At 36.5% G+C, this 24,798-nt stretch carries 21 protein-coding genes; 6 read left to right on the top strand and 15 right to left on the bottom strand.

Features of this window, described 5'->3' with window-relative positions; all coding sequences use genetic code 11:
- Positions 1-68 precede the first annotated feature (68 nt).
- Positions 69-269, top strand: a complete 201-nt coding sequence (locus V7138_RS16980) for a hypothetical protein (RefSeq protein WP_335399466.1) — start codon at positions 69-71, stop codon at positions 267-269.
- 89 nt (positions 270-358) lie between these two features.
- Here the strand turns inward: V7138_RS16980 and V7138_RS16975 are convergent, their stop codons facing one another.
- The 3 genes from V7138_RS16975 to V7138_RS16965 form a co-directional block, all read right to left on the bottom strand.
- The gene (locus V7138_RS16975; protein ID WP_335399464.1) at positions 359-1,153 is read right to left on the bottom strand and encodes an ABC transporter ATP-binding protein; all 795 of its coding nucleotides are present in this window, start codon (positions 1,151-1,153) and stop codon (positions 359-361) included.
- Complete coding sequence (locus V7138_RS16970) at positions 1,128-2,159, bottom strand: ABC transporter permease (RefSeq protein WP_335399462.1); 1,032 nt, start codon at positions 2,157-2,159, stop codon at positions 1,128-1,130. Before V7138_RS16970 ends, V7138_RS16975 begins: the two co-directional genes overlap by 26 nt.
- A 62-nt stretch (positions 2,160-2,221) precedes the next feature.
- Positions 2,222-3,235 carry an ABC transporter substrate-binding protein gene (locus V7138_RS16965; protein WP_335399460.1) on the bottom strand — a complete coding sequence of 338 codons (1,014 nt, stop codon included), beginning with the start codon at positions 3,233-3,235 and terminating at the stop codon, positions 2,222-2,224.
- A 310-nt stretch (positions 3,236-3,545) separates the two neighbouring features.
- Here V7138_RS16965 and V7138_RS16960 point away from each other — a divergent pair, with 310 nt between their 5' ends.
- Positions 3,546-4,889: a sodium-dependent transporter gene (locus tag V7138_RS16960; protein ID WP_335399458.1), complete on the top strand. Its 1,344-nt coding sequence runs from the start codon at positions 3,546-3,548 to the stop codon at positions 4,887-4,889.
- A 94-nt stretch (positions 4,890-4,983) separates the two neighbouring features.
- Here V7138_RS16960 and V7138_RS16955 read toward each other — a convergent pair whose 3' ends face one another.
- Entirely contained in the window at positions 4,984-6,315 is a 1,332-nt protein-coding gene (locus V7138_RS16955; protein WP_335399456.1) for a hemolysin family protein, read from the bottom strand.
- A 237-nt stretch (positions 6,316-6,552) separates the two neighbouring features.
- On the opposite strand from V7138_RS16955, the gene V7138_RS16950 reads away from it, so the two are divergent.
- The gene (locus tag V7138_RS16950; RefSeq protein WP_335399453.1) at positions 6,553-7,086 is read left to right on the top strand and encodes a YceI family protein; all 534 of its coding nucleotides are present in this window, start codon (positions 6,553-6,555) and stop codon (positions 7,084-7,086) included.
- Between the two features lie 35 nt (positions 7,087-7,121).
- Here V7138_RS16950 and dacB read toward each other — a convergent pair whose 3' ends face one another.
- The 5 genes from dacB to V7138_RS16925 form a co-directional block, all read right to left on the bottom strand.
- The gene (gene dacB / locus V7138_RS16945) at positions 7,122-8,606 is read right to left on the bottom strand and encodes a D-alanyl-D-alanine carboxypeptidase/D-alanyl-D-alanine endopeptidase (protein WP_335399451.1); all 1,485 of its coding nucleotides are present in this window, start codon (positions 8,604-8,606) and stop codon (positions 7,122-7,124) included.
- Between the two features lie 119 nt (positions 8,607-8,725).
- Positions 8,726-9,556, bottom strand: coding sequence for an undecaprenyl-diphosphate phosphatase (locus tag V7138_RS16940; RefSeq protein WP_335399449.1), 831 nt, complete (start codon positions 9,554-9,556; stop codon positions 8,726-8,728).
- A gap of 24 nt (positions 9,557-9,580) precedes the next feature.
- Complete coding sequence (locus V7138_RS16935) at positions 9,581-10,195, bottom strand: DedA family protein (protein WP_335399446.1); 615 nt, start codon at positions 10,193-10,195, stop codon at positions 9,581-9,583.
- Between the two features lie 96 nt (positions 10,196-10,291).
- On the bottom strand, positions 10,292-11,047 hold the full coding sequence (locus tag V7138_RS16930) for an exodeoxyribonuclease III (protein ID WP_335399444.1): 756 nt from the start codon (positions 11,045-11,047) through the stop codon (positions 10,292-10,294).
- Positions 11,048-11,070: 23 nt separating this feature from the next.
- Entirely contained in the window at positions 11,071-11,805 is a 735-nt protein-coding gene (locus V7138_RS16925) for a glucose 1-dehydrogenase (RefSeq protein WP_335399442.1), read from the bottom strand.
- Positions 11,806-11,939: 134 nt separating this feature from the next.
- Here V7138_RS16925 and V7138_RS16920 point away from each other — a divergent pair, with 134 nt between their 5' ends.
- Complete coding sequence (locus V7138_RS16920; protein ID WP_335399441.1) at positions 11,940-12,896, top strand: hypothetical protein; 957 nt, start codon at positions 11,940-11,942, stop codon at positions 12,894-12,896.
- 60 nt (positions 12,897-12,956) lie between these two features.
- Entirely contained in the window at positions 12,957-13,379 is a 423-nt protein-coding gene (gene mntR / locus V7138_RS16915) for a transcriptional regulator MntR (RefSeq protein WP_418794522.1), read from the top strand.
- Positions 13,380-13,404: 25 nt separating this feature from the next.
- Here the strand turns inward: mntR and V7138_RS16910 are convergent, their stop codons facing one another.
- The 5 genes from V7138_RS16910 to V7138_RS16890 all read right to left on the bottom strand — a co-directional run bounded on the left by V7138_RS16910 (position 13,405) and on the right by V7138_RS16890 (position 21,012).
- Positions 13,405-15,390, bottom strand: a complete 1,986-nt coding sequence (locus V7138_RS16910; protein WP_335399439.1) for a DUF4179 domain-containing protein — start codon at positions 15,388-15,390, stop codon at positions 13,405-13,407.
- A 119-nt stretch (positions 15,391-15,509) separates the two neighbouring features.
- Positions 15,510-15,956, bottom strand: coding sequence for a YndM family protein (locus V7138_RS16905; protein ID WP_335399437.1), 447 nt, complete (start codon positions 15,954-15,956; stop codon positions 15,510-15,512).
- An 88-nt stretch (positions 15,957-16,044) separates the two neighbouring features.
- Positions 16,045-17,841: an ABC transporter ATP-binding protein gene (locus tag V7138_RS16900; RefSeq protein ID WP_438824369.1), complete on the bottom strand. Its 1,797-nt coding sequence runs from the start codon at positions 17,839-17,841 to the stop codon at positions 16,045-16,047.
- A complete protein-coding gene (locus tag V7138_RS16895; RefSeq protein WP_335399435.1) occupies positions 17,798-19,564 on the bottom strand; it encodes an ABC transporter ATP-binding protein in 1,767 nt (588 codons plus the stop codon). Before V7138_RS16895 ends, V7138_RS16900 begins: the two co-directional genes overlap by 44 nt.
- A 113-nt stretch (positions 19,565-19,677) precedes the next feature.
- A complete protein-coding gene (locus V7138_RS16890; RefSeq protein ID WP_335399433.1) occupies positions 19,678-21,012 on the bottom strand; it encodes an MDR family MFS transporter in 1,335 nt (444 codons plus the stop codon).
- 116 nt (positions 21,013-21,128) lie between these two features.
- Here V7138_RS16890 and corA point away from each other — a divergent pair, with 116 nt between their 5' ends.
- Positions 21,129-22,079 carry a magnesium/cobalt transporter CorA gene (gene corA / locus V7138_RS16885; protein WP_335399432.1) on the top strand — a complete coding sequence of 317 codons (951 nt, stop codon included), beginning with the start codon at positions 21,129-21,131 and terminating at the stop codon, positions 22,077-22,079.
- 64 nt (positions 22,080-22,143) lie between these two features.
- Here the strand turns inward: corA and V7138_RS16880 are convergent, their stop codons facing one another.
- Positions 22,144-24,369, bottom strand: a complete 2,226-nt coding sequence (locus tag V7138_RS16880) for a glycoside hydrolase family 3 protein (RefSeq protein ID WP_335399429.1) — start codon at positions 24,367-24,369, stop codon at positions 22,144-22,146.
- Positions 24,370-24,798: the final 429 nt, after the last annotated feature.

The raw sequence follows: 24,798 nt of genomic DNA, 5'->3' as shown, positions 1-24,798 counted from the left end.
TAGCTCATAGGACACACCGATTCTAAATAGAATAATAATAATCCCAATAGCAAAGGAGTTGTCGTCGAATGGTAATAATGAATAAAATTGCATTATTTTTTGTAGTACTTTACTCCGGTATTATCTTTATGAATACGTATTTAGGGGAAACAGAACGAGTACAATCGAATGTCGTTATTTTCGTATTAAATGGGTTTGCCTATATCGTGTCTTCGATGGAAGTGGAAAGGGAAAAACAGCAGTTTGTCGAAAATCAATCAACAGCATAAAAAAGCGACCGCTTCGTGATAAAGCGGCCGTTTTTTCATTTAACCTTCATTAACGAACTGTAAAACCCCACTGATTGAAGTTTCACCTATTACGAAAGTAGTGCACGGTCATTTGTCATTTTTGCGCCTCTGATTCGTTGGAATTCATTTAGCAATTGATCAACAGTCAAATTCATTTTTTCCTGTTCATCAACTTCTAAAATTATTTGTCCTTTATCCATCATGATCAGACGATTACCTAAGTCAAGAGCTTGCTGCATGTTGTGAGTGACCATAAGTGTTGTAAGATTATATTTTGATACGATTTCCTTTGTTAAATTCGTAATCAGTTCTGCACGTGATGGATCGAGTGCTGCTGTATGTTCATCGAGTAACAGGATCGACGGCTCTGTGAAGGTTGCCATTAAAAGAGACAATGCTTGACGTTCTCCGCCTGATAACAAACCTACTTTTGCAGAGAGACGATTCTCTAAACCTAAGTTAAGCGATTCTAGAACTTCTTTGAAGTAGTCCTTGCGTTTCTTCGTAACCCCTTTACGCAAACTTCGGTTCTTATTTCGTGAATATGCCATTGCAAGGTTCTCTTCAATTGTCATATTTGGTGCAGTTCCTGCCATTGGATCCTGGAATACACGTCCAATAAGCTTAGCGCGTTTATGCTCTGGTAAGAATGTTACATCTTTATTGGCGATTTCAACAGAACCAGCATCAGGAATTAGCACACCAGATATCACATTCATTAATGTGGATTTTCCGGCACCATTACTCCCAATGACAGTTACAAAATCTCCTTCTTTCAACTGCAGATTTGTCCAATCAAGAGCTATTTTTTGATCAGGTGTACCTTCATTAAAGATTTTATGAATTTGATTTAAGTGTAGCACTTGCCTCACCCTTTCTTTCTGAAGGTGCCTTGTTCATTTGTAAAAGCTGTTGTTGTCGTTTTGCCCGTCTGTTTTTCTCTTTTGTTCCTTCAAGAATTTTAGGAAGGACTAGCGCTATAATCACGATAATCGCTGTAATTAATTTCATATCACCTGGCTGTAAGAATTCCACACGTAATGCAAGTGACACAACAATACGATAAATGATTGCTCCTCCAATAACTGCCAGTGTTGCCCTTGCGATTGTTTTGGCACCAAATAGAGCTTCACCAATAATAACGGAAGCTAAGCCAATTACGATCATCCCAATACCCATACCTACATCTGCAAAGCCACCTTGCTGTGCAATGAGTGAACCTGAAAATGCTACTAGAGCATTGGAAAGACCTAACCCAAGAATGGTCATGAGGTTTGTGTTAGCAGAAAAGCTGGAAATCATTTTTTTGTTATCACCAGTTGCCCTTACTGCAAGACCAATTTCCGTACGAAGGAAAAGGTCGATTAAGATTTTAATGACAAATGTAACAACAATCATGAAAAGCAGGATGCCCCATGTTTTTGGATGGCTATTACCTAACCCGATTGCTGTAAAAATTGAGTTGAAAAATGAGTCTACTCCGGACGAAGCAGATACACCAGAAACATTAGTGAATGTTGTATCAATGTTTAACAGTGAAACATTTGATTTCCCCATAATTCGTAGGTTGATTGAATAAAGGGCGATCATCATCAAAATACCAGATAGTAATGCATTAATTTTTCCAACCGTGTGCAGTAATCCTGTGATACTACCTGCAATAAACCCGGCAACAAGTGCTAGAAGCGTTGCAATAAAAGGATTTACTCCATTTGTGATCAAAATGGCGGAAACAGCAGCTCCTGTAACGAAGCTGCCGTCGACCGTCAAGTCTGGAAAATCAAGTATACGGAAGGACAGGTATACACCAATTGCCATGATTGCATAGATGATTCCTGATTCAAATGCCCCAAATAATGCCGTAAACATGTTGAATCATCCTTTCTTAAAGTAAGTGTTGTTAAAAAAATGTTATTTTTTGAGCAACACTATTAATTTCCTTCGTAGATGTCAGCAATCTCTTTCCATTCAGGTTTAATTTCAATTCCTTGTTCTTCCGCTGCTTTTTTGTTAATGAAAAGCTGGAGGCTGTTTGGAAGTTCAACTGGAATTTCAGAAGCCTTCTTCTCACCTTTTAGAATCTTAGCAGCCATTAGTCCTGATTGGTATCCAATATCGTAGTATTCAAATCCGCTAGCTGCAAATCCTCCAGCTTTCATGGAGTCAAGTTCACCAACGAATAATGGAATATCCTTTTCATTTGCTACCGCAATAATAGAATCTAGAGCTTGAACTGCAGTGTTATCAGTTGGAATATAGATGGCATCTACACGACCAACTAAACTTTCTGCTGCTTGTTTTACTTCAGCAGTTGTAGAAACCGACACTTCAACTAGTTCCGCTCCATCTTGTTCTGCAAATTCTTTTACTTGCTCGACTTGCACAACAGAGTTTTGTTCACCAGAGTTATAGACTACACCAATTTTCTTTGCTCCCATTTCCCCCGTGATAAAGTTGATGGTTGTTTTTGTAGCATCAGGGTGGTTATCAGTTGTACCCGTAATATTGTCTCCTGGCTTGTCAAATGCTTCTACTAACCCAGCACCAACTGGATCTGTTACAGAAGTAAAAATAATTGGAATGTCACTTGTAGCATTAAGTGCAGCCATTGCACTAGGTGTTGCGTTCGCAAAAATTAAATCTACATTGTTACCAACAAGGTTTTGGGCAATTGTTGCCGTATTGCTTTGCTCACCTTGTGCATTTTGTGAATCAATTTTTAAATTTTCGCCTTCTTTGAATCCTTCATCTTCTAAAGCCTTAATGAAACCTTCAGTCGCAGCATCTAATGAAGTATGTGGTGCATATTGCGTAATACCAACTACAAACTGCTCTTTTTCATTGCCGTTACCAGCATCACCTGATGTGTTATCTGATGTGCTGCATCCTGCTAATGCCAGGAAACCAGCTAATAACACTCCTACAATTTTACTTGAACCTTTCATGCATAATCCCCCTTAATATCCTTTACTTTTTTGTCCATTCTAGTATTTTATTATTTTACTAGAATAATAATTTTCATACATATCCGTTTCACCGCAGTAAAGCAAAAAAGCGTTAATGTATGTCATTGGTTAATCGTAATATTATCATTCTACTTGCTTTGCGTCAATTATTTTCTGAACATTTTACACTTTCAGGTTATATTTTTTTAGGAAAGCAAAAGATGAATTTTTGTTTTCCTGTAATAATACGTTTTAATTTTTTTACTTAATCAAATAATAGACAATATGTAGTGGCAACGGAGGTATTCGATTGAAGCAAACTGAACAATGGTCTTCGAAAATAAGCTTTATTTTAGCAGCAGCAGGATCTGCTATCGGATTAGGGGCTATTTGGAAATTCCCTTATGTCGCTGGAACTAGTGGTGGCGGCATTTTTTTCATAATATTTCTTTTTTTCACACTGTTAATCGGTCTACCACTTTTATTAGCTGAATTTGTAATCGGCAGGTCTACACAAAAAAGCCCAATTCAAGCATTCAAAGAATTAGCTCCAAACACGAAATGGCACCTTGTGGGCCGTCTTGGCTTTTTTACAAATGCAATTTTGCTCTCTTTTTATAGTGTGGTTGGTGGTTGGATTATTATTTATTTGGTTAGCGGTAGTATTGGGAATTTGAATGGTTTGACTGAAACAGAGTATGGAAGTTATTTTGGAGAAACAATTTCAAATCCATTCCTGGTTGTCTTTGCCCAACTTGTATTTATGTTAGTTACGATACTTGTAGTGGCTAAAGGAGTTCAAGCCGGAATAGAAAAAGCAAATAAATGGATGATGCCTGCCCTTTTCATCCTTTTTATTGTCATTATCATTCGTTCGATTACACTTGAAAACTCTCTTGAGGGAATCTTGTTTATTCTAAAACCTTCCCTTTCATCTCTGACATCTGACACGATTCTTTTTGCTTTGGGACAATCCTTTTTCGCATTAAGTATTGGTGCTTGTACAATGTTAACCTATAGCTCCTATCTTTCGAAAAAGGAAAATTTAATACAGTCCGCATATACGATTGTGTTATTAAATATCCTTGTTACACTTTTGGCTGGATTGGCCATTTTTCCAGCTGTATTTGCATTTGGTTTAGAGCCGGATGCAGGACCTGTTCTCTTATTTAATGTATTACCGAGTGTATTTAGCAATATGCCATTTGGTATGGTGTTTTTAGTTGCCTTCCTTCTATTGTTTTTATTTGCCACCCTCACCTCAGCATTTTCGATGCTAGAATTAATAGTAGCGATTTTAACGAAAGGAAATTACCATAATCGAAAATTAACCACCTGGATGGCAGGTGTTTTTATTTTTATTGTGGGTGTGCCATCAGCTCTCTCATTTGGAGTATTGAATGATGTTCAACTGTTTGGAAAATCAATCTTTGATTTTGCAGATTATCTTGTAAGTAATATTCTATTACCGGTTGGAGCTTTCTCTGTATCTCTTTTTGTTTCGTTTAAATTTCCACGGACTACCCTTTATAAGGAGATGCAAATGGGCAGTAGTGTTCCTATTTCTTTATTAAAAGCTTGGTTTTTTATGATTCGATATGTAGTACCAGTTGTCATCATCATTGTGTTCTTAGATAGTATGGGAATCATTTAATAAGGGTGTTCCAGTTTTTTTGGAACACCCTTTCTTTATCGTGCTTTTGATTTTTATTTAAACAAAATCCGTAACCATCCTATCATCGTCAATCTTATTCTTCTACTTTTTCAAATAAAACAGCATTCTTAATCACCTTTATTCTCATTATCCGTTTTTCATCCATTTCGATTACTTTAAAGGTATGATTTTCGTAGTCAATTTCCGGATGAACATCTCCTGTTGGAATATATCCTAATTGACCGATCACAAAACCACTCAAGGTGTCATATTCATCTGTTGGAAAGTCAATTTTTAGAAGATCCTCCACTTCATATAAATTGATTGTTCCAGCCATAGAGTATGTATTTTCATCAAGTTGGATGTATTCCTCATCCTCTATCGTGTATTCATCGTATTCGTCAAAAATATTTCCGACGATTTCCTCGATTAAATCCTCAATAGTAACAATCCCATCGGTCCCACCATATTCATCAATCACAATGGCCATATGAATATTGTTCTTTTGCATTTCCTTAAATAATTCATTCGTATGCTTTGATTCTAAAACAAAATAAGGATCTCTTAGTAAATCTTTTAAATTAAACGATAAATCATTACAGTCGTCGACAAATTTTATTAGTTCTTTTGAATGTAAAATACCCACAATCTGATCAATGCTTTCATCATATACTGGAAAGCGAGTATATTTTTCAACTGTTACAAGATGAATGATTTCTTTTAATGTGTAATCAAGTGGAATCGCAATAATATTCGTCCGATGTGTCATAATGTCTGAAACCGTTTTGTTATCAAATTCAAAAATATTATTGATCATGAATTTCTCTGATTCTTGAATGGTGCCTCTTTCTTTCCCTACATCAACCATCATTCGAATTTCTTCTTCTGTCACATTCTCATCTTCCGCATTAGGATCGACCCCAAATAAACGAACAAGTCCATTCGTTGATAGGGTTAATAGTTTAACGAATGGTGCTGTGACCTTTGATAAGATGGTTAAAGGCCTAGCTGCAATTAATGAAATCTGTTCTGCCTTTTGTAACGCCAGTCTTTTCGGTACCAGTTCCCCAATGACTAAAGTGAAGTAAGATAAAATAAGGGTAATCACTATCACTGAAAGGGAATCAATAATACTAGGTGCAACCGGAAGACCGATATCGACTAGCCAGTTTGTTAAATATGTAGCAAAGCTTCCTGCTGCAAAGGCACTCGCTAGAAACCCTGCTAACGTAATACCAATTTGAATTGTGGCTAAAAATCTACTGGGATTTGACAGAAGTCTATGTAATAAAATTGCTTTTTTATCTCCACTGTCTGCCATCATCTTTACTTTATTATCATTTAAAGAAACCATGGCCATTTCCGAAGCAGCAAAAAATGAATTAAGTAGAATCAAAACGACTAAAATTAAAATCTCAACTACCATAATAAATACCTCCAATGATCAAAAGAAACGAACATTATTTTATTAAATTTCCCTTCTCTTATCCCCATTATGCTTATTTTACTATGAGATACAAATTCAAGCGAAAATCATGCTTAAAAAAATATTCTTTTTTTATATTGACATTAACAAAATTACCCATTATAATTTATCTTAAAGTAATATATCTCGAATTCAAGATAAATAATACTGAAATAATATTATTAGGAGGAATTTATAATGGCAAACACTAAATGGGCAGTAGATACATCCCACAGTAGTATTGATTTTTCTGTAAAACACATGATGATTGCAAAGGTAAAAGGTTCTTTTGAAAACTTTGAAGCTATAATTGAAGCAGATCCAGCCGACTTAACAACAGCTAATATTGAATTCAAAATAGACCTTACAAGTATTAATACAAAGAATGAAGATCGAGATAACCACCTTCGTTCAGCTGACTTCTTTGATGTTGAAAACCATCCATCAATGACGTTCAAATCAACTTCAATCGTAAAAACAGATGATGGAGAATACGATGTTACAGGTGATTTAACCATTCGTGGTACAACACGAACTGAAACTTTCCAAGTTGTGTTTGAGGGTGCAGGAAAAGATCCATGGGGAAATGAAAAAGTTGGTTTTAGTGCAAATGGTCAGCTTAACCGCAGTGACTATGGTTTAGTCTGGAATGCAGCACTTGAAACTGGTGGGGTTCTAGTTGGAGACCAAGTGAAAATTTCAATCGAAATTGAAGCAGGTAAAGCTGAATAAATCAATGTGAAAAAGCAGGCCATGGGAGCCTGCTTTTAATATTCATATAATAATGTGACAATTTTATCTTCGATTGGCTTTCCGTGGGCGTCGTTCATTAGATTATTTAATAGGATTGAAAAAATCAGGTCTTCCCCACTTCTTGTTTTCATGTAGCCTGATAATGAACTCACCGTTGTGATTGTTCCTGTTTTCGCTTTTACCTTCCCTTCCATCCCGGGACTTTTCAATCGATATCGTAAAGAACCACCAACAAGACGTTCACTATTTCCTGCAACCGGTAATGAGTGTAAAAACGTTGGAAACCACTCTTGCTTTTGGGCGGAGTAGAGAAGCTTTGAGATATCATTTGCAGAAACCAAATTCACATGCGAAATACCTGAACCATCTCTAATTACCATACTACTTGGGTCTACACCTATTTTACGAAGTTCTTCCTTCACAACATTTATCCCTTTTTCCCAGCTACCCTCTCCATAACGATGACGTCCCATCTCTTTTACTAATGTTTCGCCATGGCCATTGTTGCTTAGCTTCATAAACGGAATAAGGAGTTCATTCAGTGGTATTGAATGGTCTGACGCAAGGAGTACCGCAGTACTAGGTGTTTTAGCAATCCCTTCCGTTCCTATCACATGGATTTCTTGCTTTGCTAATGACTTCTTAAATAGATCCAATACGTATCCAGTTGGTTCCCACACGGTCATCCATTCTTGAACAGGTTTCGCATTAATTGGAATAGTCCCTTCAATACTAATCACATTCTCCCCATGTGCACGAATGATATTGATGCTTATCTTTTCATCTTTTCGAACGGTTTTTGTGTGATTGATAATTTTTACGTAATTGCTGGATGGTTGTAAGGTAATTGTAGCTTTAGCTCCGACTTTCTTTCCGGGTGACACTTCTACAATTAATGTTCCTGAATCATAATCCTTATTCGGAGATGCAGTTAGTCCCGATACAGCCGCTCCATAATAATAGGTTTCATCAGTCCAGGTTAAATCCGTTGAGTATCGCTCATCATCATACCAAGTATCATCAGCAATCACATTTCCAAATATCACATCGACTCCAGATTTTTTAATTTTTTTCGCTAGTAAATCCAAATCTTCCTGAAGCAAAGTGGGATCTCCCTTACCTTTCAGATAGAGATTTCCGGTTAATTTGTTTCCATCGAGTTTTCCATCTGTAAGGATTTCGGTTGAAAATTGATAATTTCCACCAAGGGCTGATAAAGCCGTTGCGGCCGTTATAAGCTTTAAATTGGATGCGGGTCTAAGCCTGACATCGCCAGCGTGTTCAAACAAAACTTGTCCAGTATTTGCGGATCTAACACTTATCCCGGCAATTGCTCCTTTTAAGTTCGGTTCATTCATGACAAGTTGATTCAGTTGCCCAAGCACTTGATTTTGGCTCACATTTGCAATTGCCTTTTCTTGTTGTGGGTGCATGGATGGCATAATTGTGATGACAAGCAGCAGGATCGCAAATAAAAAATATTTTCGCGAGCTAATCATTGATCTCCCCTTTTTCTAGTATTTTTGTACAAGTTTGGAACTTTTCCATATTTTACACAAAATTGACCGTAATATGAAGAGCCATAAAAAAAACATCCCTAAATAGAGATGTTTTCAACTTATAAAAATACAAAATAAATGACAGCGGCTAGAACAATGCGGTAAATCGCGAAAGGCAATAACTTAATCTTATCAATTAAACGTAAGAAGAATCGAATTGAAATAAGAGCGAATATGAAAGCACTAATGAACCCTGCAATGAATACAGGAAGTGCATCCATTTGAAAATACTCAATGTTTTTAAGAAGGGAGATTCCGCTTGCACCCGCCATAATTGGTACGGCCATGATAAAAGTAAAATCGGCTGCTGCTCTATGGCTTAATCCTACCAGAACACCACCTGAAATGGTGGCACCTGATCGTGAAAAGCCTGGCCATAAGGATAAACATTGAATGAGTCCTACGGTTAAGGCTTGTTTATACGTAATTTGATCGACGGTTTGCGTATTAGGATGGTTTTTACTGTAACGGTCTGCAATAATCATTAAAATCGCACCAATAACTAGTCCTATTAATACTGTTTCTGTTGTAAATAAATAATCATCAATTGTATCCTCAAATAAAACACCTAGTACGCCAGCTGGAATTAAGCCAACAATAATATGTGTTAATCGTAAATGCTTTGCTCCAACTGGAACGATTTTATTTTTGCGATTGAGACCTAATAAATCAATAAACCGGTCTTTAAATACAACAACAACAGCTAAAATAGAGCCAAGTTGGATGACAACCTTAAATGTATTGGCGGGGTACTTCCCAAGAAACTCCTGTGTTTTTAGCCACATATCATCAACGATAATCATGTGTCCTGTTGAAGAAACAGGTGCAAATTCTGTGAGTCCTTCAACCATTCCTAAAATTATGGCTTTAATAATTTCAATAATCTCCATCAGATATAATGTACTCCTTTTTTATTATCTCGTTTTAGATCTTCTCTTGGTGAAAAAGATAACAAGAAATCCAATTCCCGCTAACGCGATTAATGCATACGTAATATTTGAGTATATGTCCATGTAATGAACTATGACATCCCAAGATTCTCCGAACATAGCTCCTAACATCACAAGAATCACATTCCAGATTAATGTTCCAAGTGTCGTAAATAAAATGAACATCCAAAAGTTCATATTCGACATCCCGGCTGGAATTGAGATCAAACTTCTAATTAATGGAACCATACGGCAGAAAAATACAGTCCAATATCCGTACTTATCAAACCAGGCGTCTGCTTTATGAATATCCTCTTTTGTTACCCGTAAAAAGCGACCATAACGATCAACAATTTTCTCCAAGCGCTCCACATCAAGTAAACGACCAATTCCGTAAAGGATAATCGCCCCTACAACCGAACCGATTGTTGCGGCAATTATAACCCCTGTCACGGTTAATTTTGTTATTGTAGTCATAAATCCACCAGCAGTTAAAATGACCTCAGATGGAATCGGTGGGAAGATATTTTCTAGTGCAATTAAGAGAAAAATTCCAAAATACCCAAATTGATCCATAAAATCCGTAATCCAGTTTTGCATGTTAACCTCCAAATAAGATGCTATTATCACAAAACGATAAGCATTCTTATTGTAATCTATGTTTGTCCTACTTTAAAGTATTCCTTAAAATTTTATCTACTCTTCAATTAACAAAACGACTGGGCAATGATCGCTGCCCATGACGTGGGAATGGATTTGAGAATCCTTTAAACCGTCCGTAAACTGTTCGGAAACGATAAAGTAATCAATACGCCACCCAATATTCTTTTCACGGACATTTCGCATATAACTCCACCATGTATATTGATCGGTCATATCTGGATAAAAATGTCTGAAGGAATCCACAAAACCAGAGTTTAGTAAATCAGTCATTTTACTGCGTTCTTGATCAGTGAATCCAGAATTTCCTCGATTCGACTTTGCATTCTTTAAATCGATGGCGGAATGAGCAACATTTAAATCGCCACAAAGGACAATTGGCTTTTTTTCATTTAAATGAATGAGATAGTTGCGCATACGATCCTCCCAGTCGAGGCGGAAATCAAGCCGTGCAAGATCTCGTTGTGAATTCGGTGTGTAAACATTGATTAAATAAAAATCAGAAAATTCTAAAGTAAGAATTCGTCCTTCAGCTTCTTCATTCTCATCACCAACACCATAAGAAACCGAGAGTGGCTTCTCTTTTGTAAATACAGCAGTCCCTGAATACCCTTTTTTAAGTGCATAATTCCAATATTGATGATAGCCATCAAGCTCTAATTCAATTTGGCCTTCTTGAAGTTTTGTTTCCTGTACACAAAAAATATCGGCATCCATTTCGTGAAAATAATCTAAAAATCCTTTTTTGACACAAGCCCTTAATCCATTTACATTCCAAGATACTAGTTTCATAAATTTAAAGCTTCCTCTCTATGTTACTCCTCATATATCATTTTTCTTGTCATTCCACCGTCTACGACAAGATTAATTCCATTAACAAAATTATTCTTCGGATCGGTCAAGTAAAGACATGCACTCGCAATATCCGCTGGATTTCCGACTCGTTTTGAAAAATGTTGGTCGTGGTCCATTTTTCGAAGTTCCTCATAGTCACCCGTTTCAATCCATCCTGGAGAAATTGCATTAACCGTAATTCGATATTCCGATAATGAAGCAGCAAGTGCATGAGTAATTGCAACGATTCCGCCCTTTGTTGCTGCATAGCCTTCAGAGTGAGGTTCAGACATGATCGCTCTCGTAGAAGCAATATTAACAATTGAGCCACCAGATTCTTTCATATATTTTGCGGCTTCTCTCGAACAAAGGAAAACACTTCGCAAATTTGTATTGATTACATCATCCCATTCTTCAACTGTTACATCGAATGGTGACTTGAATAGATTTTTCCCGGCATTGTTTATTAAAATATCAATTTTACCATATGTTTGAAAAGTTTGGTTTACCAATTTGAGGATATCCTGTTCGCTTCTTACATCTGTTTTGATAAAAATAGCTTCAGAGCCCTGTTCGTTAATTTCTCTTGAAAGTTTACTACCAGCCTCAGCATCCAAATCTGCTAAAACAACCTTAGACCCAATATCTGCATACGCTTTTACAATCCCTTTACCGATCCCGTTTGCTGCTCCCGTTACGATAACAACACGATTCATTTTCTTCACCAACCTATACTATAAGTTTAAATTCTTCCTTTCCCATTATAATCGAGGAATTCAATCTGGCAAAATAAAACAGAGATTCATTGGGTTTAAGAATGATAAAATGACTTATGGGAGTGAGTACGAACATGAAGAAAAAAGTTATTGTTTTTTTATTATTATTTTGCAGTCTTCCTATTTTACTAAGCTTGGACCCAAAATCGTATAACCCTTCCTATTATGCCAAATATGTATCGCCGGAAGGGACTTCATTCCTAAGTTACTCGCAAAATTGGGATGAATTACAATTAGAAGAATTATATAAAGAGTTAACTAAAAATAAACATGGTGAGGAATTTAACCTTTTGCAGGAAGTTCGAGTCATGGACGGTCCCTCGCCTTCAAATAGTATGATTACTGGCATATACCATCCTTTGATTAGCAGCATTACCCTTTACAATGGTAATGAACATTCTGATGCACGCGAATACCGAGATACATTATCACATGAGTACGGTCATCATTTTGCCTATTATTATTTTCCTTCTCACCATTTTCCGTTTTCAAAATGGGCAAAACTAAGAGGGCTCAATTATATGCCTGTACTTTGGAATTCATTCTTGCATTACTCTGTTTCGGCACATGAATGGTACCCGCAAGAAATATTTGCTGATGATTATGTTCTGTTATACGGAGCAGCAGATGAAGCCGATTTCGACGATGTTTATACGAATGAGGCATTCTATATGCGGACAGAGCATGAAAATCAAAAACTAGAAAATATCCTCGGCAATGATAATCTACAACAATTTATAGAACAAAAAACAGGAATAAAGATTGATGAGGATCGCAAGCTGAAAACACCAGAATTATCTACAGTTTCAGATAACAGTTTGACTTTTACGGTAGAGAAAAAGAAAGATGTTGCCTACCGATTAAATCTAGCAGACTATGAATTATATGAAATCACAAAAGACCAAAGTGGTACTATCACTTTTTCGGATTTAGATATGCCTGAAAATGCGGTTGTGTCGTTGGATGTACTAGATTTAAGCACATCTATAGGCTTTCGATTAAAAGATATTCGACTACAAGAAGAGGATTAAGATAGAAAATTACCCGCGTTTCATTATATAATAGTAATAGAAGTTCTTGGAAAGGCGGTAATGACGATTCCAACACCAAGTATGGAAGATTATTTAGAAAAGATTTACTTATCCATTCAGCAAAAAGGCTACGCCCGAAGCGTAGATATTGCTTCTTCATTAAATGTCCTCCCTTCTTCCGTCACAAAGATGATGCAAAAATTGGACGAGGAAGGATTTGGTATATATGAAAAATACAGAGGCTTTGTACTCACCGATAAAGGAACAACAATCGCAAAAAAACTAGTCGAAAAACATGAAATGCTAGAAGACTTTTTAAAAATGATTGGCGTACAGGATAAAAATATTTATGAAGAAGTGGAGAAACTCGAGCATTATATTAGTAAGGAAACCTCTCTTTGTTTGTCAACTTTGATTGACTTTTTTGAAGAGAACCCTTCCGCTAAAAAGCAATACTTACAATTCCGCAGCGAAAAGATGTAAAAAAAGCTCAGATGTCTGAGCTTTTTTATTTTAATTCAAAAGTAATCACTTCATCTACATAAGTAGTGCTCTGATATCCGCGAATTTGTAACGAACTAGGAATAAATTCTTCATCCGATGCATCATTATGAATCTCAATTAATATCTCCGTTTGGTAATGGCGCGGAAGCTCGTCTACATCCTGAATGGCGTAATAATTGAACTCATAAGGATCATACCTCTTTCCATGTCGATCGACCAATACTCCCTCCATACTACTAATCCCCATTGACACTGCTGAGGTATTGTTTTGACCAAGTATCTCAAAGTCGATTGATTCAAATATTCGATCTTCAGTCATTTCAGCTGATACTTCAATTTTTGTAGGTAATCCGGGCTCAACCTTGTTGATTGAAATTTCACTACCAAGATATTCAAAAGCTTGCGGAAACGGTTGATTCATATTAAACTCAACGTTGAATAAATCATTCATATAATAAGACAATGAATGTAGATGGACACGAGCCTCTTTTGTATCATCAAAATAAAGAGAATCAAATAAAGACTGAAAGGAGAAATATTCATTCGTATTATTCTGCACTGGAAAATTCCATCCATAACCAATCGGTTTTGCAGTCTTTTCTTTTGTTTCAATTCCTTTAAAAAATAATTCATTAATATTTTTTTCAACTGCATTTGGTTTATAACTATATTGTAGGGCTGTTACAGTTGGAGCCATAATCAATTTATTTATCTCAATAGGTAAACCATCCACTGTTAATTTTTCATCGACAGGATACTCGATCGAAGCTTGCTTTTTAATTGGTATTTCGAAACTCCAATTCCCAGGGGTAAAACTGACATCGCTGTTGTAATCCATCCAAACTGGATCTTCGGAATCATTTCCGATCTTTTGGAGTCTTGAAATATTTAATTTTATTGTTTTAGCCTCTGACGATACTGGTAATAGCCCGAGCTTTCCTTTAAATACAGTTCCATCACTTTCTAATGGCTGAATGGGTAAGTGATTAATCGGATAGGCCTGCTGGTCAAAGGTTCCAAATTCATCCTCAAAATATACACCATCCCAAAAATTTATACCATATTGATCTTTTCCTTCAAGGTTCTCGACCTCATAATAAATCAGGGTTTGAAAATCATCTGCTATGGCACTTTTTATCGTTATTTTTAGTCCATTTGATTCTTGGACAAGATTGAGAGGCTCTCCTATGCCACTTTTATAAAAGTTAAGTAATTGCTCGTCCTCCTTGTCTTGCCAATCTAGCCATGAATAATACATGTAAGCAAATGCGTTTGTGAAATAACCAATTAGGATGAGTAAAAAGAGTAATGAAGCTACTCCAACACCAATGGTAGTACGTTTCTTTTTTTTATTTCTTTTTGCCTCTTCTTCTGTCTTTAATTTTGTGATGACAGGCTCCAAAAAATCTCCCGGGACTACAATTGCATTAGCTTCATCGATAATAGAGGATATTGTCTGCTGGAAACTAGCTAAGCTTTGCTGACAGCTTTTACATGAATGTAAATGGATTTCAAGTGCAATTTTCTCTGGTCGGTTTAATTCTCGACTTAAATAATCAATATATAATTCCTGATAGTGAGCTTGCTCAGCACTGTTTAATTTCTGAATTCCTTGATATAGTCGTTCTTTCACTATTTGAGCTGAAATCTCAAGAATCTCTGCTACCTCATTCTGTGAAAATCCCAATATATAGGTTAAAATCAGAACATCATCTAAATCTTCTTGCACTCTTCTTTTTTTACATTCCTCGATAAAAAATAAAAAAAACCATTTTTCAAAATTAGGATTCTTTCTTTGTTTTACAGGTAGAGCCCCTATTTTTAGCATTACTTGGTAAAAAACATCTTGAATGTCCTCGGTATTTTTCATATATGTCCATGCAAGTTTATACAGACTCTCTTTTCGTTGTTCAAACCAATTAATAATGGCGCCCATGTCTTTTTCTTGTACCATTTGTATTAAAACGGGATCTGTTTCCGCTTTGATCACAATTTATGTCTCTCCCTTTGGTAAAAATATTCCTTTTCTTCAATATTCAACAAATATCGCATGAATCCTTCTAGAAGCAATAAAAAAGACTAAATCTGTACGATTTAGCCGCAACTTTTTTATTTCTTTTTCGGGTCCCTTCGTTCACTCTCATATTCTTCTGCAAACTCTGATTGATAACTGGGTTCAAATTTTTGTGTTCCTTGATTCCGTTTTTCGTCACCGATTACCTTTTCTTTCATGTAGGCATGGAAAAGGGCCTCACATGCAGTTATGACTGCAGCAGCAGTAAGAGATGCTGTGATTAATGAGGACGTGTTTTCCAACAACAAATAGCTCAATAGCCAAATCGAGAAAAATGACAATCCGAAGTCTGCCAAGGTAGCAAATAAATTGCCCATCCTTGGTAACGTAAATACATCACCAATGAGGTATGCAATCCCCGTAACAAGAAGGCTCATAACAAGTATTTTGCTAATAGATGCCCCTCTGAAAATTCCAAACAGAGACAACAGGACAATTGATATGATAATAAATTTAATTCCGAGAGCTTTAAAATGTCTCATTTTTTGACATCACCTTTTATTCTTATTTAGCCTTATCTTTTGAGGATACCGAAAAGATTATAAAAGGTAATTTTTGGTCAAAAGGTTTCTAGATCACTTGATTTTCAAGTTGACGATTATGTAAATTGTAATAATAGCCCTTTTGTTCTAATAACGATGCATGATTTCCATTTTCCACAATTACTCCCTCATTCAAGACAATAATATGGTCTGCTTTTTCAATGGTATTCAATCGGTGTGCAATAATAAAGCTCGTCTTTCCCTTCATTAATCGCTGAAGTGCTTCTTGAATTTTCATTTCTGTGACTGTATCAATACTGCTTGTTGCTTCATCAAGAATTAGTATAGATGGATTTGCTAAGATTGCTCTGGCAATCGAAAGTAGCTGCTTTTGGCCTTGGCTTATTCCGCTGCCATCCTGGTTCAAAATGGTCTGGTATTGATTTGGCAGCTTCATAATAAAGGAATGAGCATTTGCTAATTTTGCTGCCTCAATTATTTCTTCATCAGATGCGTCTAGTCTTCCGTAACGAATATTCTCCATGATAGATGCTTGAAATAAATATGTATCCTGCAGGACAAAGCCCATATTTTGGCGTAGGCTTTCTCTAGGTATCGATGACGTATTTACCCCATCAATTAAAATTAAACCAGAATTTGGCTCGTAAAATCGAGACAATAAATTAACAATTGTTGTTTTTCCTGCACCTGTTGGACCAACAAAAGCCACAGATTGCCCGGGTTTTACTTCAAATGAAACATCTCTAATTGTATGCCCTTCTTTTTCATAGGAAAAAGAGACATGATTGAATTTGACATTACCTTGGATATGGTTCATTTTTTTCGCATTCGTTTCATCCTTAGCCTCAATATCCTCGTCTAAAATATCAAACACACGTTCAGCACCTGCAATGGCTGAAAGTAATGTGTTGAATTGGTTGGCCAAATCATTGAGAGGTCGGGTAAATTGTCTTGAATACTCGGCAAAAATGACGATTGTTCCAATCGTGATATGTCCATTCAAAGCAAGTATACCGCCAATCCCGGCAATTACCGCGAAGCTTAAGTTATTTAACACGTTCATCAACTTCGGAATAAAGCCAGAATATGCCTGGGCATAATAGCCCGCTTTCTTCAATTTTTTGCTTTTTTCTAAGAAGTCACTCATCACGGTTTCCTCTTGTGAAAATGTTTTTACAATTCGTTGACCCGATATCGTCTCCTCAATATATCCGTTTAGTTCACCTAAATAACGCTGTTGTTCCTTAAATAGCTTCCCAGTCCGTTTCGTGATCCACTTTATCCCGATAAACATGATTGGAATAATAATCATTGTGATTAAGGTTAAGAGTGGGCTCAACCAAAGCATAATTGCCACTGTCCCTATCAGCGTTAGTAAACTTGAAAAGATTTGAATGACAGATGTATTCAAAGTTGAGCTTACATTTTCGATATCATTTGTAATCCGACTCATGAGCTCACCATGTTGACGTTTGTCAAAAAAATGAATCGGTAATCGATGCAATTGTTCGAAAAGCTCTGTCCTCATCGAAAATACTGTATTTTGAGCGATACCTACCATCCAATAAGCTTGATACCATAATGAGAGGGAATGAAGAATATAAACGACTCCTAGCCCTAGTAAAAGAACGAGAATCCCTTTATGATCCTTCGTGACGATGTATTCATCGATCCCTTTTCCTAATAGGAACGGACCAAGCAGACCAAGTCCAGAGCTTACTACAACCATTGCAAGTACGGCCATCAATAATTTATGATTGACCGCAAGATAGGACCAAATTCTTTTTATGGTACCGATTCTGTCCATTGCTAGTTGCGGTTTATCCCCATGATTTTGATTGGCACGATTCATTCGCGTTGACATGAGCTTGTCCCCCCTCTCTAAACTGAGTTTTATAGACCTTTTGATAAAATGGCGAGGATTGTATGAGCTCCGCGTGACTTCCGGTAGCAAGTAATTTACCATCTTCCATCAATATGATTTTATCTGTTGCCATGGCTGTGTAAATTTTTGATGTTATGATCATGGTTGTACAGGTGTACTTTTTTAATTCAGTTAGAAGTTGTGCTTCTGTTTTTAGATCTAAAGCACTGGTACTGTCGTCTAGTAATAAGATTTTAGGTTTGCGAACAAGTGCTCTTGCGATTGATATACGCTGCTTTTGCCCACCAGATAGATTTACTCCTTTTTGTCCAATGACGGTATCATATTGTAACGGGAGCTTTTCTATCGTTGCATGAATTTGAGCACGTTGTGCAGCTTCGATAATTTCTTCCATTGTAGCATCCTGCTTGCCCCAGCGGATATTATCTATAATCGTTCCGGTAAACAATAATGCCTCCTGGGGAACATAGCCGATTTGTTTTCGCAATTCATCAAGTTTTCGGTCTTTTACATCGATGTCGTCTACCTGAACACTCCCGTGAACAACATCATATAAACGTGGAATCAAATGAAATAAGGATGTTTTACCGGAGCCTGTCGCTCCCAATATTGCCACCGTTTCTCCTGGTTGAATCGTAAACGTAATATCCTGTAAAATCATTTCCTTTGTTTCTGGATATTTGAAATCAACATGTGATAAGGTGATTTTACCTTTTGCCTGTTGAGCGATTTTTACATTCGTATTTGATTCTACTAAATCTACCATTGTATCTAAAACTTCAACTAGACGGTCTGATGAAGCTTTTGCTCTTGAAAAATGCATGATGATCCAAGAGAAAACACCGAGCGCACCAGTAATTCTGGTAGTATAGTTTATGACAGCTACAACCTCCCCAACTTGGACATTTCCTAAACTAACATCAATGCTACCAAACCAAAGAATCGCAATAATACTCCCATTCATTAATAATAAAAGCAACGGCATCGTCAATTCAATTAGGCGAAGTGATGTGATTGTCCGCTCCTTTAGCTCTTCATTAGCTTGGTAGAATCGGTTCGTTTCATGTCTCCATCTTACAAATGCTTTTATTAATCTCATCCCCGAAAGATTTTCTCGCATGACACCGTTGACAATATCTAATTTATTTTGGACAGATTGGAACAGTCTCCTTGCTTTTGTCATGACGATAATTAGAAACAAAATTAAAAATGGAGTCGTAACAATGAGCATCATTGCCAACTTTGCATTCACAAGGAAAGCCATGACCATCCCGAAAATGATCAGCATCGGTGCACGCATTGCGATACGCAAGCTCATAAACACCGTATTCTGTAACTGGGTTACGTCATTCGTCATTCTCGTTATCAACGAAGCTGTATCGAATTTTTGAAGATTGGCGAATGAAAATGACTGAATTTTTCCGAACAATTCTTTTCTTACGTCAAAAGCAAAGCTTTGACTTGTATGTGAAGCAAAAAAGGAATTCGTAATTCCGGAAATAAAGGCCAGAAGCGAGATTCCAACCATAATGCCGCCCCATTTCAGGACTACAGAAAGATCTTTTTGTAATATACCATCGTCAATCACTTTTGCTATTAAAAGCGGTTGCAAGAGTTCCACTGCAAGTTCAATAAATGTTAAACCAAGAGCGACTGAAATGGCTAATCGATAAGGTTTTAAATACGCAAGCATTCTTAACATAAAAGCCTCCAAGTTATGTACGAAACTATTTCAATATCCGAATTATTTTTATCATACAATAAAATAACCTAATATTATAGAATAAAACATCAAAAGCAAGTGCTTTTGATGTTTTATTGTTTTTGTAGATTATGAGAGTACAGTTTTTGACTAGCCAAAAAGCTAATGATTGTCGCAGCTATAACTGCAATTAGCATATACAAATTCAGATGATGCATACCTTTAGCAACATCGACTTGACTGGTAATCAGCATTCCCATAATACTTGCACCAAATGTGGTACCAATATTCCTTGCAAAGAAATGAAGACTTGTCGACATTCCTTTTTGATGAGCTTCTGCCAATTCCTGCGAGCCGATGGTTCCAATCGTCACAACCATCCCGAATGCAAAACCTTGTATCGTTAAAATCGTAAATATATATATAAAGCTTGTGTCTTTATTCATGAAGAATGCCATAATTGCAGAAAGCACAAGTAATGCATTTCCAAAGAAAATCGTATTGCGATAGCCATATTTTAAGATAAGCTTTCCTGATGGAACAGACGCAAACATCCAGGCAGCACTCATCCCGAATAGAACGAGTCCACTTACTATAATTGATATTCCCTGGACCTTTTGCATAAATAAAGGAACATAACTTTGAAACGCGAAAATGCTTAAGAAAATTAAAACGCCATTAATATTCATCCAGGATATATTTTTGTTTTTCAAAATTTCAATTGGGATAAATCGTTTATCCGATTTATTCTCAGTGTAGATAAATGCGCCTAGGAAGATGACACCTAATACATTATAGAGTACAAGATTTTCAGTTGTAATGGTGTTCATTAAGAATGCAAGCATGCTTCCTGTAAAAAGAAATGCGCTGAGATAGTTCAGTGGATTTTTATCTCGCGTAATGTTTTCTTTATATGGAATTAAACATATGAGAACAATTATTCCGATTGGAATATTGATAAAGAAAATCCAACGCCATGACAATGTTTCTACGAAAAAGCCACCAATAAATGGTGCAATCACTGCCGATACTCCCCACATGGCTGAAAAGAATCCCTGAATTTTACCGCGCTTTTCAATTGAATACAGGTCACCGGCAATAATCATCGTTAATGGTGAAACCCCACCGGCACCCAGTCCTTGAATACCGCGATATATAATTAATTCTTCCATTGAATCAGCTAATCCGCAAAGTAAGGATCCAATTGTAAAGAGAATAATTGAGATGCTAAAGATCTTTTTTCTACCATAGATATCTGCAAGTTTCCCGAATATTGGTAAGGAAACTGTAGAAAATAACACATATATGGCAAACATCCATCCATAAAACTTATACCCGCCAAGTGTTTCTGCAATCGTGGGCGCTGTCGTCTGGAGTATTGTCGTATCCATAGCACTAATAAGCATTGCAAGCACAATACTCACTAAAACAAATGGTTTTGATTTCATTTTGACTTCCCCTTTATAGCCTAGAATCACTCTATTATACTACAGAAAATGGAAAAGAAAAGATGCCTGTTTATTCAAACACATACACAGCTATATAATAAAAACGAGGTAATTTCATGATTCGCATTACAGCAATTACACACAATAATGAACGAATTACGGATATTCCTATTTTAGAAATAAATAATACGGAATATAAATGGTGTTGGATTGATTTTAATTGTCCAACTGAAACGGAAATTGAAGAATTATCGAGAACACTCCATTTCCACCCACTTTCTATTGAAGACTGCACCCATGTGTTGCAACGCCCGAAATTAGATTTTTATGAGAAAAACACGTTCTTTGTTTCACACAGTCTTCAGCAGGAAACGTTGGAAAAAGAAGAAATCAATATGTTTCTCGGCGAAGGATATATTGTAACCTTTCATTTAATGGAATCCAGTGAAATTAATGATGTGTGGAACCGGTTAATGGTAACTGAATCGTTTAAGAACTGGGACCCCTCCCTCGTGTTATATCACATCATCGATAAGCTGGTAGATAATTATTTTCCGATTGTCTACCAGTTGGAAGATACATTAAATGAAATTGAAGACAATTCAAATGAAAAATCGATGGAAGAGCTCCTTGATGAGCTTTTTGAAACGCGACATAATTTACTAACTTTACGACATACAGTGGTGCCAATGCGCGATTTGATGTATCGGATCATTAATTCCCATCGCCTTGATTTGTTACAGCATCGAATCGAATATTTTCAGGACATATATGATCACCTATTACGACTGACTGAAAAAATTGATGCTAGTCGCGAATTAACAGCTGATATTCGTGATAGTTATTTATCCTTGAACTCGCACCAAACCAATAAAGTGATGCGCATTTTAACCGTTATCACGACCATCTTCATGCCGCTTACGTTTATTGCCGGAATTTATGGAATGAATTTCGCACATATGCCTGAACTTACATATAGATATGGGTATTTTGTGATTCAAGCATTTATGATTGTAATCGGAATTGGCATGTTTGTGTGGTTTAAACAAAAAGGATGGTTTCGGTGAAATAAGGGATTATCAGATAAATGAAAAGAGCCGTACACAATTTGTGCCGGCTCCTTTTTGATCATTATTTATTATTTTTTTTACCATTATTTGATTTTTCTTCGTCGTAAGAAATGCCAAATCCATATTCGTATTTAACTCCAGCTTTCGTCTTATACGTGAAATGCTTATATTCTTCAGGTGCAAAGCTTGGAACATCACCGACTTCACGTTCTACGGCTTGCGCACTAGCTGGAATAGCGAATGGAAGTTTACCAACAGGATTGAATTCTCCAGTGATAACATCAAATACCGCTTCTTGTTCTGTACCAAATGTACCGATAAATGCAGCAGCTTTTGGTTCAAGCTTATTGATCAGCCATTGGTTCGTAAAGTTTACAGCTGTAATTGTCGGAACTGTTTTTTGGATATCAACAATTCGGTCTACATCAGATACTCCAGTTTCTGGACCAACTGTAATACGTGGATTATTATCCCAGTTTGATTGAGTTGGTTTCACATAAACATAAGCATGTGTAGCTTCCTCAACACTATCAACTAGTTCGATGTTAGGGAATTTTTCATTAAGTGTTTTCTTTAAGTCTTCAGTAAATCCAGCAGATTGTATTGCAGAATTTTCCTCTACATATTTTGCAGCTTCCTCGTCTTTTAGGCTTCTAGGTGCTGTAACACCAACAAATCCTTCAACATAGAGCTTAACTGTCTCTAACTTTTCTTCTGTTAACGGTAATAGTTTTTCACCTTTTACTTTATCATTTCGCATGAGAACAACTGACTTTTGGTGTGCTTCATAAGCTAATGCTCTATGTTCTTCATCATTTGCAAGAGCAATTGCATCATCAGGATTTACGTATGGGTCCTCAAAAAGACCTAAGGTCATCATTTCAGATAAAGTATAAGTAAGAGATTCGTCAATCTTTGATTCATCTAGTAGACCACTGTTAACCGCCTCAATGACTAATTCTGGTGTTGCACCACCTGAAATAATGTTAGTTCCTGCATTTATCGCTTTTGCAACTTTTTCTACTGCAGATTTATCCATATACCCCCATGCGCTACCGGCAACAGCTCCTGAATCAGAGTTAACATATCCTTTGAAACCTAGACCTTCACGTAAATAACGGATAATCCCCTCGTTTAATGTCATTCCAACTTCTTCAAATTGCTCATTTTCACTATAAGGTGGTAATCCTTGATCAGCACTATCATTACTTGGATATGCGTAGTAAGGCATTACAGAAGATACCCCAGCTTCAATCGCGCTTTTGAAAGGAGGAATGTGATATTTCTCCATACTTCCCTCTGTTGGATATATATTAAAGCTACCGTTTTCAAAGTGAGGATCTTGACCATCGTCACGTGCTCCACCGCCAGGGAAGTGTTTAACTGTGATAGCTACACCGTCTGTACCAAGTTCTTCAGTTTGGAATCCTTTCACAAGTTCATAATTCATGTCGCCAACAAGTTTTGGATCTTCACCAAATGTCTCCTCAATTCTTGCCCAAAGTGGATCTGTTGCAACGTCGGCCATATATCCATAAACCTTACGAATACCAGCAGCTCTCCATTCTTGACGGGCAATATCAGCAAATTCACCAACAGCTTCTACATCTCTAGCAGCTGCTAAACCTAATGTTCCAGGCCAGAAAGTATGTTGATCCTGAACATTCGTTATATTTGTATAATCCGTAGATTGAGAGTTTCTTGGATTGGAAGTAATCACAACCGGAATCCCTAATTCTAGCCCTTCTGCTAATTGTTGCATTTGGTTATTATAATTGGCAATATCCCCTAAGTTTTGCGATAGTCGGTAAATAACATGACGCAATTTTTTATCAGTCACAATTTTACTATTTTCGGGAGTTACAAATTTCCCATCTGCTGGATCAGCTTCTGGAGTGTGTGTATTGATATACATTAATCCAGCTTTTTGCTCAAGGCTCATTTTGCTAATCAAATCTGCTACACGTTCTGAAACTGGCTTTCTCCAGTCTTCATAAATATCTAAGCTTCTACTGCCATTTGCATCTCTAAAATACTTGTCGCCAATTTCAAGAATTCTATCTTGAGTTGCAACTTCAATTTCTGGTTGTCCTTCTGCTTTTGCAACTTTATAAGTTGTGATTGCACCTCGACCGGTATACGGAGTAGCTTCCCCCTCTTCACCTGTGTAGCCCTGTTCATCTGCAAATCCTATCGTCGGAACTACGATCGATAGTGCAAGTGTACTTGCTAAGAGTTTTTTTCTTAGCTTTGAAGCCTTCCTGATTTGTTTCGATACTGATGCCATTTTTCTTCCTCCCCTAGTTAAATGATAAGTCTTCCTATAGAAATAGTAAGATTTATAGAATAAATACCACCCCTGAATTTTTGAGGGTCGTATACATTCTCAATTTCATGTACTGCTAAGTTGAATGGGAAATAAGAGGAAGTCGATTTATGATGCGTTTCTAGTTAGTTAGCGTTTTCAGAATGCGCTTCCATTTTTCCAAAAAATATAATTAATTTGACTACTAAACAAATTAATTACTAATATATTACCATTCGAAAAGGTCCACCGTCATGAGGATTAGTTACCATTTTATAATAGGTCTATTGGTTGGTATTAATTACTAAAGTTATAGGAAAATCAGAAATTTATTGAGAAATTAGTTGCAGGTACTTTTCAATTTTAAAAAAACTTTCTGAAAATACTATTACCCCCCCTTCTATTTCGTAT

This window comes from Bacillus sp. JJ1533, assembly GCF_036965045.1.
Taxonomy (GTDB): domain Bacteria; phylum Bacillota; class Bacilli; order Bacillales; family Bacillaceae_L; genus Ferdinandcohnia.
Note: the sequence above shows the minus strand (reverse complement) of the source record. Positions and strands in the feature narration are given on the sequence as shown.